Below are 15,014 nucleotides of genomic sequence, written 5' to 3' on the forward strand. Positions count from 1 at the left end.
TTCTACCCTGTCATCACTTAAATTACTCTATGTCATCTATAAAACACCCCTAAAACAAGGGTCAAAAAACGGTGTTTTTCCACTCATTTTCGACCCCAAAACAGGCCTCTACCTACTACATGTTGTGTCTAAACCCTACTTTTTCGCCTCTGAGGTACTAGATGTCATCAGAATTATACTCTCAACGTGAGAAGTCAACGGAAACATGTCCACAGGTTGTACTTTTTTCACTTCATACCCACCCGCTACTATAAATTTTAAATCGCGTGCTAGAGTTGATGGATTACAGGATACATATATGATTTTCCCAGGTTTAGCCTCTACCATCGCTTGTAGGGTTTCTTGATCGCAGCCCTTGCGTGGTGGATCTACGACGATTACATCAGCACTATTTCCTTCTTCTACCCACTTAGGTAACCATTTTTCTATTTTTGCAGCTATAAATTCTGCATTAGTGACTTCATTTATTATTGCATTAAATTTAGCATCTTCAGTTGCACGGGTTACAGATTCTATTCCATATACTTTCTTTGCATGTTTTGCCATAAATAATGAAATTGTTCCTATTCCACAATAAGCATCTACTACAGTTTCTGTGCCTGTTAATCCCGCATATTCTAATGCTTTGGTATATAGTTTTTCAGCTTGCTCTGTATTTACTTGGAAAAAGGATTCTGGGGAAATTGCAAAGTCTAAAGAACCTAATTTATCTGATATTAATCCTTTTCCTTTAAGTAATTTAAATTCTTTCCCTAAAATAATCGGCCCTGGTTCAGGATTTATATTTTGGAAAAATGATGTTACTTCTGGAAACTTTTCTTCGATCAGTGAAATTATTTTATTTAATTTATTAGCTTTATTATTGGTGACAAAAATCAGCATTATTTCATTAGTTTCTTTGGATTGTCTAAAAACTATATTTCTTAAATATCCCGTTTTATCTTTTTGATTATAGACTTTTATTTGTTCATCAGTTAATATTTCTTCTAAGAATACTACAATTTCATTAATCTTTTCGCTAAATAAAGAACAATTATTTGTGCCCATTACATCATGGCTATTTTTATTATAAAAACCGAGGGTTACTTGTCCATCTTTTTTGTGAACGTGAAATTGTCCTTTATTACGATAAGCTACGGGTTCATCCATACCAATGGTTGGGGCAACTTCTATTTCAATGCCACCGATTTTTTTTAGGGTACTTTCTACTATTTCCTTTTTCATTTCTAATTGAGCATCATAGTTCATGTGTTGTAAACTACACCCGCCACAAGTATCGATTAAAGTACAATTTTCTTGGTTTCTATTTTTAGAAGCTACGATAATTTCTTTTAATACTCCTCTTGCAAAACTCTTTTTAACTTCCGTAATTTTTACTTTTACTTCTTCACCTGGGATAGCTCCTGGTACAAAGATAGCAAAATTATTTATTCTTCCAATTCCTTCTCCTTCATGAGAATGAGAATTTACAACTAGGGTATACTCTTGGTTTAATTCGACAGGCTTTACTGAATGTTTTTGCACTTATATTCCTCCTGAAAATTACATATTATATTAATGGTGATGTGAATGTATGATTTAAATAAGTTTTATGAAAATTTAACTACTATTTTATCTCGTCCAATAGATTTTACATGTGAAAATGTATATTTAGATTTAGCTACCTTTACTAATTATAAGGTTAATTTAATCCTGGAGAAAATAAATATTCCTCCTTTAGAAAATCCATTAATTGATGCTACCTTTTTAATCGTAAATTCGATGAAATCTTGTCATTTAACCCAAACTAAATTGGGCATAAATGAACTTTTAAAATCATTTCTTTTGCACATTACTCCTGATAATCAAGAAAAATGTGCTGAATGTTATAGCGATTTTTTGTATGAAATATTTCTCAATAGTTTACAAGATACTTATCCTTATACTGATTTATTATGGACCTATTTTGGGGACTGTTTTCATACGGTTGCTTTAATCTTAGTTGAAAATGGTTACATTGAAGGTTCAGATATATTTTTAAAAAAAATTGCTCTTATGGGAAAAATAGCTGCTCAAAAAGGGCTTCACACTAGTAATATTCAGCATTTCCTTCATACTCTAGAGGTACGAGCATATGAATTAAAGTTTGATGATTTGGCTAACTCAGCTAAAAATTATCGCTTTAATTTAGAAAACTAAGGAGGTATTTATGTTTTCTAAAGTTTTTTATCCCTACATAATTACTAGTATGATTAGTGGACTGTTAACTTTACTTGGTTCAGTGGGTATATTTATCTCCATTATTCTCCAACGTAAAGTTGAACGTTTGCAAGCCATATTAGAAGAATTTATAGATTTATCTAATAACAACAATATGAATTTAAGTGGTAAAATGTATAACTTAATTCAAAAATATCAAATGCACTATATCTTACCACAAAATCCACGTCGCATTATTTTAATTTATTTAAATGCAACTTTAGGTCTTGCTCTTACTTTATGGACACTTTTATACTTTTTAATTTATGAAGGACCTTTTATCTGGATTACTGTTTTTTATCTTTTACCACTAGTAGGTATTATTTTAATTATGGGGTGGTTTAGAAGACTTTTGTATTACTTAATAAGTATTGATTCTACACCACTTTTAAGTTCTATAATTCCACCTCCTAAAAAACTTCATAGTGTTTCATATTTATCGAGTTATATTAATTTATCTGTTAAGTCTGTTTTAAGACAAGCTAGGCTAAGCCTTTTAATAAAACAAGAAAATACAACTGGCACTAAAAATCCTTGGGTGGTTACTTTAAAGGAAGAATTATCTTTTGATGACTTCCACTATTTTCTAGTGATATCTGATAAGGATTGCCCACTTTTTATTAGTTTTGGTGAGATCTTATTTGATTTTCCTATTGATTCGATTACAGGTAAACCCTGCCCAATTAAGAAAAATATAAATGTACCTATTGGTAATTTTATAGTTGATAATTTATCAGATGATTTAAACGCATGTTTACTTATCTTTACAAGAGGAGAAAGAAATCCCCTCAAGTATGACTTAGATCTTAAGTTTAGTAATAATTATTATACCCCTGCTAGTGATTTAGATATTTCTATTGAACATCAAATTACTTATTCTATAGAAAATAATCAAATAAATATTCTAGAAAATGAAAGTTCTTTACCCTTTATCAAAGAATTATCATCTATGTTCATTTTAAATAACAAAATTAATTATTTGCCTATTAATAATAACAATTTAAATAAAGGAATGCTCATTTCAGGTGATCCAGAAGTTTATGTTGACTAACCTAATCCAAAAATCAAAAATGTCATAATACTATTCCACACTCCATGGGCAATCATAGAGGGGTATATTGAACCAGATCTTTCATATAAAAGATTTAACCAAACTCCTCCAATCGTGATGGGAATAAAACGAATGAGATCAAAGTGCACACTACCAAAAATAATTGAAGTAATAGCTATTGCCCATTTTACCCCTACCCTTTTTCGAAAAGCTTGATACAAAAATCCTCTAAAATATATTTCTTCACTAATTGGAGCGAAAACTCCTGTAACTATAAAGGGAATGAACATTTCCCATTTAGTGGTTGCCGACATAATGATTTGGGCTACATCTTGAGGATTAACTTTAATATTTAAGACTAAATTAATTAACAAGCTAATTAAGGAGATTAAAAAGAATAAGCTAATACCATGTAATATGCCTTTTCTCACCCAATATCCCAAATTATTATTACTAAAGCCTAAGGATACTAATCCCTCTTTATATTTAATAAACACAAAGTAATAAATAAATACTAAAAAGAGGACAGTTTGTAATAAGCTACTTAATAACAATTGGTTAATGCTACTTGCTCCCCCAGGTAAAAAATCTAATAGAGAAATAATCATGCCTTGACCAAAATTTTTCAATAAAAAACCGGAAATTATTACTAAAACAAAAACTAAAATTGCCTCATAAATTTTCCAAGGTGGATTATTTCTTAAAGTTGATTGCAACATTTTTTATCTCCTAACTTTTTAAAGATTATTAAATCTCTTATTAATCTTAATTTATCGTCCTGGGTATTATTATATACTAAATTTAGAAAATTAATTAAAATAAAAACACTTTGGACTAAAATTAAATCCAAAGTGTATTTTTAATTACATTTGTGATAACTTTTCATTTAATATTTTATTTACTACTCCAGGATTAGCTTGTCCTTTGGTTTCTTTCATGACTTGGCCTACTAAAAATCCAATAGCTTTTCCTTTACCAGCTTTAAAATCTTCAACAGATTTAGGATTATTAGCAATTATCGTTTCAATAACAGATGCTAACTCTCCTTCATCAGAAATTTGTACTAGTCCCTGTTCTTTAACTATTTCCTCAGCATCTTTACCAGAAGCAAACATTTCATCAAAAACAGTTTTAGCAATTTTACCACTAATAGTACCTTTTTCGATTAACTCTAATAACTTAGCTAGACCTTGAGGCGTTATTTTACTATCACTTATTTCAATAGCTTCTGCATTTAATAATTTCATAAACTCGCCCATAATCCAGTTACTAACTGCTTTAGGATCATTAAAGATTGCTACTGTTTGATCATAAAATTCAGCTAAAGCTCTAGAGCTAGTAATTACACTTGCATCATATTCTGGTAAGCCTTGCTCAGTAACTAGTCTATTTTTCTTATCATCTGGTAATTCAGGTAAAGAATTTCTTAATGAAGTAATATATTCTTGATCAATTACAATTGGCGCTAAATCTGGATCTGGGAAATATCTATAATCACTAAATCCTTCTTTAGATCTTAAAGAACGAGTTACTCCTTTATTTTCATCCCATGTACGAGTTTCTTGAATGATTCTACCGCCGTCTTCAATTTCCGCAATTTGTCTTTCTATTTCATATTCAATTGCTCTTTGAACTGATCTAAATGAGTTTAAGTTTTTTACTTCTGCCCTTGTTCCAAATTCTTTTTGTCCTACTGGTCGTACTGAAACGTTAGCATCACAACGTAAGGAACCTTGTTCCATTTTTACATCTGATACACCAGTATATTCGATATATGCTTTTAATTTTTCTAGATAAGCCCTTGCTTCTTCTGCTGAGCGCATATCAGGTTCAGAAACTATTTCTATTAAAGGTACTCCACCACGATTATAATCAGCTAAAGAAGTGTCTGAATCCGTAATACTAGATCCTTGGTGAACTAACTTTCCAGCATCTTCTTCCATATGGATTTGAGTAATTCCAACTCTTTTTGTTTCTCCATTAACTTCTATGTCTAAGTGACCATTTTTACAAATAGGAAAGTGAAATTGTGATGTTTGATAAGCTTTTGGTAAATCAGGATAAAAGTAATTTTTACGGTCAAATTCACTATACTCAGAGATATCACAATTTACCGCAATTCCAGCTTTAACTGCATATTCTAGTACTTGTTTATTTAAGACTGGTAAGGTGCCAGGAAGTGCTAAACACACAGGGCAAACATTTGTATTAGGTTCTAATCCAAATTCATTAGGACAACTACAAAAGATTTTTGTGTTAGTTTTTAATTCTACGTGCACTTCTAAACCAATAACTGCTTCGTAATTTGCCATCTTATTTCACCTCCTGTAAGTTTGGTTTCATTCTAGTTTTATCTGTATTTTGTTCTAAAGTATAGGCTACTTGTAATAGTTTTCCTTCTCCGAATGCTTGGCCTATTAATTGTAAACCTACAGGTCTATTATTAGCTAATCCAAATGGAATACTTAGTGCAGGCACGCCTGCTAGATTAATTGGCATTGTACAAACATCTAATTTATATAAAGATAAGGCATCCATGTTAGATCCAAGTTTAAAAGATACATTTGGAGTTGTAGGAGTTAACAAACAATCATATTTTTCAAAAGCTTTATCAAAATCTTGCTTAATTAATGCTCTTACTTTTAAAGCCTTTAAGTAATAAGCATCATATGATCCTGCACTTAAGGCATATGTACCCAGCATTATTCTCCTTTTAACTTCATCACAAAGTCCTTCTTTGCGAGTTTCACAAAACATATCTACTAAATTATCAGCTTCTACTCTTAAACCATAACGTACTCCATCAAAACGAGCCATATTTGAACTACATTCAGCTGGAGCAATAATATGATAGGTTGGCAGAGCATATTCAGTATGTGGTAAAGAACATTCTTCTACAATTGCACCTAGTTCTTCTAATTTTTTAATTGCTTCTTTTATATTAGCTTCAATCTCAGGTGCTATACCTTCACCATAATATTCTTTTGGAATTCCAATTTTCATTCCCTTAACATCATTTTGCAAGAAACTTGTATAATCTGGATATTCTATATTAGCAGAGGTTGAATCTTTTTTATCATATCCTGAGATTGCATTCATAACTAGTGCACTATCTGTAACGTCTTTAGTAAAAGTACCTACTTGATCTAAAGATGATGCAAAAGCAACTACCCCATATCTACTAACAGCACCATAAGTAGGTTTTAACCCTACTACACCACAAAAAGATGCTGGCTGACGAATAGATCCACCTGTATCAGATCCTAAACTAAAAAAGGCTTCATCAGCTGCTACTGCTGCCGCCGATCCCCCACTTGATCCTCCTGGAACACAGCTTAAGTCCCACGGATTTTTAGTAGAAAAGAATGCTGAGTTTTCTGTAGTAGAACCCATAGCAAATTCATCCATATTTAACTTTCCTAATAAAATTGCATTTTCTTTATTTAACTTTTCATAAACTGTCGCACTAAAAGGTGGGACAAAGTTATGTAACATTTTAGATGCACAGGTTGTCCTTATTCCATCTGTACACATATTATCCTTTAAAGCCATTGGAATACCAGTTAATGGACTAATAGCTTCGCCTGCTTTAATTTTTGCGTCTACTTCACTTGCTTTTTTAAAAGCATCTTCTCTAGTAATAGTTATAAAAGCCTTAATATTTTCTTCTACCTTATCTATTCTATCTAAAGATTTTGTAACTAAATCTGTTGCACTAATTTCTCGTTTTTTAAGTAATTCACTTACTTCATTTATCGTTAAACTATATAATTCCACCGTAACCCCACCCTTTATACAATCTTTGGTACTTTAAACATTCTTTCTTCTACTTCTGGTGCATTTTGAAATGTTCGTTCTTCAGATAAAGTTTCTCCAACCTTATCATCACGTAGCACATTCTTAGTAGGTAATATATGAGATAAAGGCTTTATATTACTTGTATCAACTGTATTTAAAATATCCATAGCCCCTAGAATTTTATTTAACTGCTCTACTTGTTCTTCTTTTTCATCTTCAGTTAAAGTTAAGCGTGATAATAACGCAACATGCTCTACATCTTTTATATTAATTTTCATTTCTTCACCATCCTCTGTCAGTTTGGAAAATAAAACACTTAAACATTATAATATATTATACTTAAATCATTCAATTTTTTTCTGCAAATTTCGTGAATTTATTGTAATTTTACGGAAAAAGTTCATCTTTGATAATTCAAATCATCGCTAAAAATTCATCTTCTGTTAAAATAGTAATGCCAATTTCTACAGCTTTATCATACTTTGATCCAGGGTCTTTACCTACCAAGACAAAGTCGGTCTTTTTACTCACACTCGAAGACACCTTAGCACCTAGGCTTTCTATTTTATCTTTAATATCTTTACGCGAAAATTTTTCTAAAGACCCGGTTACGACAAAGGTTTTACCACTAAGTTTAGAAGAAATAGTAGTAACTTCAATAGGGCTTGAATTTTCTGTTGTAATTTTTGCCTCTTTTAATCTTTCAATGAAAATAACATTTTTTTCATCTTTAAAAAATTGCACTACGCTCTCTGCCATTTTAGGTCCTATTTCTGGGATAGTCATTAATTCATCTAAACTGGTATTTTTGAGTTTTTCTAATGATCTATAATGATCTGCTAGTATCTTACCAGCCCTTTGCCCAACAAGTCTAATTCCCAGTGCGAATATTAGTTGACCTAGACTATTGTCTTTACTTTTTTCAATTGCTTGTAATAAATTCTGCGCTGATTTTTCGCCCATTCGTTCTAGTTTAATCAAATCTTCAAATTGCAAATAGTATAAATCGCTGGCATCACTTATTAACTTGTTTTCTAAAAGCTGATTAATAACTGCAGGCCCTAACCCATCGATATCCATTGCATTTCTAGAAACAAAATGAATAATACCTTCTCTTATTTGTGCAGGACAAGATAATCCAGAGCACCTAGCAATGGCTTCTCCTGTAGGTCTAATAATCTTAGATCCACATTCTGGACAAACTACCGGAAGTTCAAAATCAACTTCGTTACCTGTACGTTTTTCATTTATAACTTCTACTACTTCGGGTATGATATCGCCGGCCTTTTGAATTACAACATAATCACCAATTTTAATGTTCTTTTCTTTGACAAAATCTTCATTATGTAAGGTTGCCCTACTTACAATTGTTCCTGCTATTTTTACGGGTTCTAAATGGGCAGTAGGGGTAACAGCTCCAGTTCTACCTACTCGAACTGTAATATCTATTATTTTAGTTTCAACTTGCTCAGCTGGAAACTTATAGGCAATAGCCCAACGTGGACTTTTAGAGGTATAGCCTAACTTTTCTTGAACTTTTAGTGAGTTAACTTTAATTACCATACCGTCAATTTCATAGGGTAAATCTTTTCTTTTAATATTCCATTTTGTACAATAATCATAAACTTCATTAATATCATTACTCACAAAGATCTCTGTGGTACTAAAGCCCTGCTCTTTTAAAAACTCCAAAGCTTCAATATGATTTTCTATCTTTTTGCCATCAACATACATCACTGTATAAATAAATGCTCTAAGGTCTCTACTGGCTGCAACTTTAGGATCTAATTGTCTAATTGAACCAGCAGCTGCATTGCGGGGATTAGCAAAAAGTTCTTGATTATTACTTTGCCTTTCCATATTTAGTCTTTCAAAGGAGCTTTTAGGCATATAAACTTCGCCCCTGACCTCAAGGACTGGCATATTATCCTTTAACTTTAAGGGTATATTAGGGATAGTTTTTACATTTTGAGTGACATTTTCTCCGACTAATCCATCACCTCGCGTACTTGCAATCTCTAATACACCATTTTTATAATATAAAGCTATAGATAAACCGTCTATTTTAGGCTCGACTACATAATTTACCTCAGCTTCTCCTAAAGAATTAACTATTCTCTTATCAAATTCTATTAAATCATTCTTATTAAAACTATTTCCTAAACTTAGTAAAGGGGATCGATGTTTATATGTCTTAAATGTATCTAGAGGCTGTCCTCCTACTCGCATCGATGGTGAATCCGAGGTAATTAGTTCAGGAAATTCCTTTTCTAAATTTAATAATTCATTCATTAGATTATCATAAACATCATCACTAACTATTGGTTTATCTAGTACATAATAGCTATAATTATGGTCATTAATTTGTTCTTTTAAGGTATTTATTTTTTCCTTTGCTAGTTCTAGGGTTAACATATGTTCCTCCTTAGTTTTCCCTATATTATAGAAATGGGAGCATATTTAGCGATTAATTTCTTTATCCCTAAGTCTGGAAAGGCAACATTTAACTCAGCATCCTCGCCACTGCCTTTGACAGAAACGATAACACCTATCCCCCACTTTTGATGTTCTACTTTGCCACCTACATCATAGGATGAATTACATGTTTTAGTTACAATTTGTGTTTCTACATTTTTAGTAAAGGTCGCTTTTGTTTTAATTCGTGCTTCGCTCTCTATTAACTCTAAAGGAAGTTCATCTAAAAACCTTGATTTTGCGTTACTTGTTGACCTGCCAAAGATCATTCTACTCCAGGCATTGGTTAAAAATAACTTTTCACGAGCACGCGTAATAGCAACATAGCATAATCTTCTTTCTTCCTCTAGTTCAGTATTATTCCCTGAATTTATACTTCTTATATGTGGAAAAATTCCCTCTTCTAAACCAGCTATAAATACAGTAGGAAATTCTAGTCCTTTTGCTGCATGTATTGTCATCACAGATATAGCCTCTTCATTTTGATCATAATTATCAATATCTGTAAAAAGAGAAATTTCTGCAGTAAAGGTTTCTAAATCACCACCAGGATTTTTTGTGTCATAATCTAAGGTAACTGATAAAAACTCTTTGATATTTTCTACTCTTGTAGCAGCCTCAATAGTTTTTTCTGCTTCTAATTCCTCTATATAACCAGTGTCAGCTAAAATAGTATTAGTTAAATTAGTAATATCAGTTTTTTTACTTAAGATAATGAACTCGTCCATTATCTTTTTAAAATTCTTGATTGGATTAGTAGCCCTAGAGCTAACCCCTGCTTCTTCAGGTGTGTTTAAAGCTTCAAAAACAGTTATATTTTTATTAGTTGCATGTCTTTTTAAATGGTCCCATGTTGTATCACCTATACCTCTTTTAGGCGTATTAATGACTCTCTTAAGACTGATTTCATCAGCAGGATTGACCAATATTTTTAAATAAGCTAAAACATCTTTTATTTCTTTGCGGTCATAAAACTTTGTACCGCCTATTATTCGATAAGGTATCTGATTGCGTATTAAACCATCTTCAATAGCTCTAAATTGAACGGTTGTACGACATAGTACGGCAAAGCTATTAAAACCTAAACTATTTTCTTTAGACATTTCACGAATCTTTCTAGAAATAAAGTTAGCCTCTGATAATTCATCATGAGCTGTATGTAAATAAACTTTATCTCCTCCAGATTGGTCAGTCCATAAACTTTTAGATTTACGATCACTATTATTTGAAATTACTCCATTAGCTGCATCTAATATTGTTTGCGTAGACCGATAATTTTGTTCTAATTTGATTATTTTAGTGTTTTGATAATCATTTTCGAAGTTTAAGATATTTCTAATATCTGCACCACGCCAACCATAAATTGATTGGTCATCATCCCCTACAACACATAGATTATGATGCTTTTCAGCTAAAAGTTTAATCAGCATATATTGACAGGTATTTGTATCTTGATATTCATCTACAAGTATATACTTAAATCTCTCTTGATACTTTTGTAAAATCTCTTTATCCTTTTGAAATAAAAGAACAACTAACATTATAATATCATCGAAATCTACAGCATTATTTTCTTTTAACCTTGTTTGATACTTTTCATATATATCACATGTAACTTCATCATAATAATTTTCTGCTGTTTTTTTAGCACTTGTTGGACTTTTTAATTCATTCTTGTATGAAGATATCTGCGTAATTATACTTCTTGGTGTGTATTTCTTTTCATCTAAGTTCATATCTTTAAGAATCATTTTTATTAAAGTCTGTTGGTCAGCATTATCATAGATTACAAAATTACTTGTATAACCTAACACTTCAATTTCTCTGCGCAATATTCTCACACAGGCAGAGTGAAAAGTACTCACCCACAAATTATCAACACTTTGCTTAATTAATTTTTCTAATCTTTCTCTCATTTCTTTAGCCGCTTTATTTGTAAAAGTGATCGCTAAAATATTATTTGGATAAACGTTTTTTTCGTACATCAAATAAGCAATACGATGAGTTAATACTCTTGTCTTACCACTTCCAGCACCAGCTAATATTAATAAAGGGCCTTCTAAAGTTTGAACTGCCTCTAATTGCTTTGGATTTAAATTATCTGTAATCTTCACAAACTTACCTCCCTTAAACCAAAAGGTCACATCTATTATAACATAAATAAAATGTCTCTATATCATAAGAACAAAATCTTAAAATATATTTATATTTAAGTATAAAATAAGAGTACTATGTGCATAATACTTAATGGAACAACTCCTCTTATCTCCTCCACATAGGTCTAGGTTATCCTAGGCCTTTTTTTTGTGGCGTATATTACATTGAAAATTTTCACATTTGAATTTTTCAGAAGTAAACATTGTATTAACTATAAATTTCCACAAAAAAAAGTCAGTCTATTAAGACTGACTTTAATTATAACTTATACGCAACCAGTTGGTTTTGGTAATCCAGCTACTTTACAAGCACCTTTAGCAGGTCCTGTTGGGAATAAGTCATAGATTTCTTTTAATTTTAATCCAGTATCTTTACACATTTTTCTTACCATTGGAGCAATACCATACTCTTTGTAGTAATCTTTAAGATAGTTTACTAATTTCCAATGATCTTCAGTTAATTCAGCTACATCTTCAGTTTTAGCTAAATAAACAGCTACTTCTTCATTCCACTCGTCTAAGTTTACCATAAAACCATCTTCATCTAATTCAACACTGTGGCCATTAACATCTACTGTTGCCATTATAGACACCTCCATAAAATATTAATTATTTATTATTTTCTTCAAGCACCATAGCAAAACCAACTAAATCCATTAAGCCTGCAATTGTAAAATCTTCATGACCAGTTTCTTTCTTGAAGTCTTCGAAGACTAATGGAAGCTGAGCTTTACATATGGAGCATGGAGCACAAAGATAGTTACGATCCGCTAGGGTCTCAATTTGTTTAACCTTTTGAGCACCTAATTTCTTACGGATATCTTTTATTTCTTCAAATAAAAGTCCTGATCCACCACCACAACAGAAATTTTTCTCCTTGTTAGGTGTCATTTCTTTAAAGTCATTTACAACATGTTTTAAAACATATCTAGGAGCTTCGATTAATCCTGCTCCACGAGCATAGTTACAAGGATCATGTAAGGTTACTTTTAAATGATCATTAACACTCTTATCAAACTTCAACTCACCTTTTTTGATTGACATTGCAACTTCCTCATGAATATGAGTAATTTCAAATTCATGTGGTCCAAAAATACTCTCAGTATACATTTTAAATTCACGCCATCCATGACCACACTCACCTGCTATAATCTTTTTAGCGCCACATTTTTTTGCTGCAGCTAATTTACGATGAGTATGTTCTTTTTGAGTATATTCATCAAAGAATAATCCAAAGTTTGCTGTTTCTAAAACACTAGTGTCCATAGTCCAACTAGCACCTATAGCATAGAAATATTTAGCTACACCAATCATTGTATCATAGTTTGTGAAAAAATCAGCAGATGATGGAATATATAAAATATCTGCTTGCTCTAGATCAACAGGTAGAGGAATTTTATATCCATACTCGTCTTCTAAATCATCTTCCATAAATTCTATACTATCTTTTGCTGCTGGTACTGGAATACCCATATTGTTACCTGATTTGTGTAACATAGTAGCAGTATCCATAATGAATTTAGGTACTATACCTAAATACGTTAAGATTTGTCTAGCAGCAATTGTCACTTCAGCTGTATCAATACCAAATGGACAAAATACTGAGCATCTACGACACTCATTACATTGATAAAAGTAATTTACCCATTTTTCTAAAAGTTCATCACTAAATTCTTCTCCACCAGCAAAAGAACCAAATACTCTTCCAGTTGTAGTAAAGTGTCTTTTATAAACTTTTCTCATTAAATCTGCTCTATTAGCAGGTATATTGTAAGGATCTTGTGTTCCTAAATAGGTATGACAGGCATTTGCACAACGTCCACACTTTACACAAGATTCCATTGCCATTAACACTGAACGAAATTGTGATTTCATTCTTTCAAAAAGTTCTAAAGCTCTTTCATCCCTATGTTCAGGATCAGGAGGAGATATAGGCAAATATGTCAAACTTTTAGCCATATTTAATATTGGTTTCATACTTTACACCCCCCTATTGACTTTTTGATCTACTGAATTTAATCTAACTTGGTCAGTTTGATAAGTTCCTGTACCAGGTCTTGTTGAAATAGCTCTTGTATAAATACTTCCTAAGAAGTGCATTAATTTACTGAATGGGAAGTACATCAATAATACCATTACTAAAGTAAAGTGTATTAAGAAAGTCGTATTGCTTGGAATAGCAATTGGACTAAAAGTGAATATATCAATAACGAAATTTTTAGCTTCAATATATTCGATTGGAGTTAAGAATCTCATTAAGTTTCCTGTACCTACGATTCCTAATAATAAAAATAAGTCAAAGAAATCCATTGGATCTGAAATAATTTTAACTTCACGTACAGTTGAACGTCTAATTAACAAATGGACTAAACCATATAATAACATTAAACCTGCAGCTGTTCCTAAAATTGATGATAATTGCTTACTTAACTCAACACTAATACCAGGTACGATTGCAAATTGTTCTCCTAAAGTTGGGATACCAACAAAGTGACCAAAAATAGCACCAGCTAAACCAACGTGGAAAATCCATGATCCTACCCATAAAGGTTTATCATTTTCAAAAAGGGTTTGAAACAGTGCTAATTCTTTTGCAATTTTGAAGTTTGCTTCAGCTTTTGTTGTAGGAGCTGGGTATAAAGTCTGTCTGTGTGGAATCGGAGTTTGATTCCAAAGAGAAATTCTATAAAATACTCCTATACCAAAAATAGCTATTGCGGCAAATGCCATTACTCTGAAAAATATTTCCATTAAATACACCCCCATAAGCTTTTGCTTATTAATTGTTGGGAAAACATAAGACTTAACAACAGTTATTTTATATCTTTTAAGGCATCTAATTCTGGAAAGCCTTCTAAATAGCTTTTAAGCATATCTATCGCCATTTCAATGCCATCAGCGACTCCAGCTCTGTATTCGTCTGATTTAAAGTCGCGCATTTCATATACTAAACGGTCACTAAAGGAAATGTACTCAGCTAAAGATTCCCGTAAATTTTCTATATCCATGTAGTAATGCCTCCTATAAATCAGGATTCAAGGTCAAGGCTACTACCTTGACCTTTATCCTAATAGAAACAGAAACTATTTTTTCGCTAATGTTACATAAGAAGTACCAAGATATAAAAACTCTATAGTTCCTTCATTAGCTAATTCATTAATTGCCTTTGTTGCCTCTTTTTTATCAACGCCTATAGCCTTAGCTATATCTTTATTTTTTGCCTTGTCAGTAGTTTGTAAATATTCAACTACTTTTACACGTATTTCTTCATTTGTTAACTCAGCCATCATTTTCAC

14 protein-coding genes are annotated in these 15,014 nt (G+C 31.7%); 2 read left to right on the forward strand and 12 right to left on the reverse strand.

Features of this window, described 5'->3' with window-relative positions:
• Nucleotides 1-135: 135 nt before the first annotated feature.
• Nucleotides 136-1,524: a 23S rRNA (uracil(1939)-C(5))-methyltransferase RlmD gene (gene rlmD, locus B8965_RS00695; protein WP_084051940.1), complete on the reverse strand. Its 1,389-nt coding sequence runs from the start codon at nt 1,522-1,524 to the stop codon at nt 136-138.
• Nucleotides 1,525-1,569: 45 nt separating this feature from the next.
• Here rlmD and B8965_RS00700 point away from each other — a divergent pair, with 45 nt between their 5' ends.
• Nucleotides 1,570-2,178 (forward strand): hypothetical protein, encoded by a 609-nt coding sequence (locus B8965_RS00700; RefSeq protein ID WP_084051941.1) that lies wholly within the window; start codon nt 1,570-1,572, stop codon nt 2,176-2,178.
• A 10-nt stretch (nt 2,179-2,188) separates the two neighbouring features.
• Complete coding sequence (locus B8965_RS00705) at nt 2,189-3,289, forward strand: hypothetical protein (RefSeq protein ID WP_084051942.1); 1,101 nt, start codon at nt 2,189-2,191, stop codon at nt 3,287-3,289.
• Here the strand turns inward: B8965_RS00705 and B8965_RS00710 are convergent.
• The 11 genes from B8965_RS00710 to B8965_RS00760 form a co-directional block, all read right to left on the reverse strand.
• A complete protein-coding gene (locus B8965_RS00710) occupies nt 3,286-4,008 on the reverse strand; it encodes a CPBP family intramembrane glutamic endopeptidase (RefSeq protein WP_084051943.1) in 723 nt (240 codons plus the stop codon). The two genes, B8965_RS00705 and B8965_RS00710, sit on opposite strands and share 4 nt — an antisense overlap.
• 144 nt (nt 4,009-4,152) lie before the next feature.
• The gene (gatB, locus tag B8965_RS00715) at nt 4,153-5,601 is read right to left on the reverse strand and encodes an Asp-tRNA(Asn)/Glu-tRNA(Gln) amidotransferase subunit GatB (protein ID WP_084051944.1); all 1,449 of its coding nucleotides are present in this window, start codon (nt 5,599-5,601) and stop codon (nt 4,153-4,155) included.
• A gap of 1 nt (nt 5,602) precedes the next feature.
• Nucleotides 5,603-7,066: an Asp-tRNA(Asn)/Glu-tRNA(Gln) amidotransferase subunit GatA gene (gene gatA, locus B8965_RS00720; protein WP_084051945.1), complete on the reverse strand. Its 1,464-nt coding sequence runs from the start codon at nt 7,064-7,066 to the stop codon at nt 5,603-5,605.
• 14 nt (nt 7,067-7,080) lie between these two features.
• Nucleotides 7,081-7,365 (reverse strand): Asp-tRNA(Asn)/Glu-tRNA(Gln) amidotransferase subunit GatC, encoded by a 285-nt coding sequence (gatC, locus tag B8965_RS00725; protein WP_084051946.1) that lies wholly within the window; start codon nt 7,363-7,365, stop codon nt 7,081-7,083.
• Nucleotides 7,366-7,501: 136 nt separating this feature from the next.
• The gene (gene ligA / locus B8965_RS00730) at nt 7,502-9,502 is read right to left on the reverse strand and encodes an NAD-dependent DNA ligase LigA (protein ID WP_084051947.1); all 2,001 of its coding nucleotides are present in this window, start codon (nt 9,500-9,502) and stop codon (nt 7,502-7,504) included.
• A 20-nt stretch (nt 9,503-9,522) separates the two neighbouring features.
• The gene (pcrA, locus tag B8965_RS00735) at nt 9,523-11,676 is read right to left on the reverse strand and encodes a DNA helicase PcrA (RefSeq protein ID WP_200805839.1); all 2,154 of its coding nucleotides are present in this window, start codon (nt 11,674-11,676) and stop codon (nt 9,523-9,525) included.
• A 308-nt stretch (nt 11,677-11,984) separates the two neighbouring features.
• Complete coding sequence (locus tag B8965_RS00740; RefSeq protein ID WP_084051948.1) at nt 11,985-12,302, reverse strand: TusE/DsrC/DsvC family sulfur relay protein; 318 nt, start codon at nt 12,300-12,302, stop codon at nt 11,985-11,987.
• Between the two features lie 25 nt (nt 12,303-12,327).
• The gene (dsrK, locus tag B8965_RS00745) at nt 12,328-13,695 is read right to left on the reverse strand and encodes a sulfate reduction electron transfer complex DsrMKJOP subunit DsrK (RefSeq protein ID WP_084051949.1); all 1,368 of its coding nucleotides are present in this window, start codon (nt 13,693-13,695) and stop codon (nt 12,328-12,330) included.
• Between the two features lie 3 nt (nt 13,696-13,698).
• Nucleotides 13,699-14,469 (reverse strand): respiratory nitrate reductase subunit gamma, encoded by a 771-nt coding sequence (locus B8965_RS00750; protein ID WP_159446228.1) that lies wholly within the window; start codon nt 14,467-14,469, stop codon nt 13,699-13,701.
• 62 nt (nt 14,470-14,531) lie between these two features.
• On the reverse strand, nt 14,532-14,726 hold the full coding sequence (locus tag B8965_RS00755; protein ID WP_084051951.1) for a hypothetical protein: 195 nt from the start codon (nt 14,724-14,726) through the stop codon (nt 14,532-14,534).
• Between the two features lie 75 nt (nt 14,727-14,801).
• A complete protein-coding gene (locus tag B8965_RS00760; protein WP_084051952.1) occupies nt 14,802-15,005 on the reverse strand; it encodes a winged helix-turn-helix transcriptional regulator in 204 nt (67 codons plus the stop codon).
• Nucleotides 15,006-15,014 lie beyond the last annotated feature (9 nt).

Origin of the sequence: Desulfonispora thiosulfatigenes DSM 11270, from assembly GCF_900176035.1 — a bacterium.
GTDB classification, from domain to species: domain Bacteria; phylum Bacillota; class Peptococcia; order Peptococcales; family Desulfonisporaceae; genus Desulfonispora; species Desulfonispora thiosulfatigenes.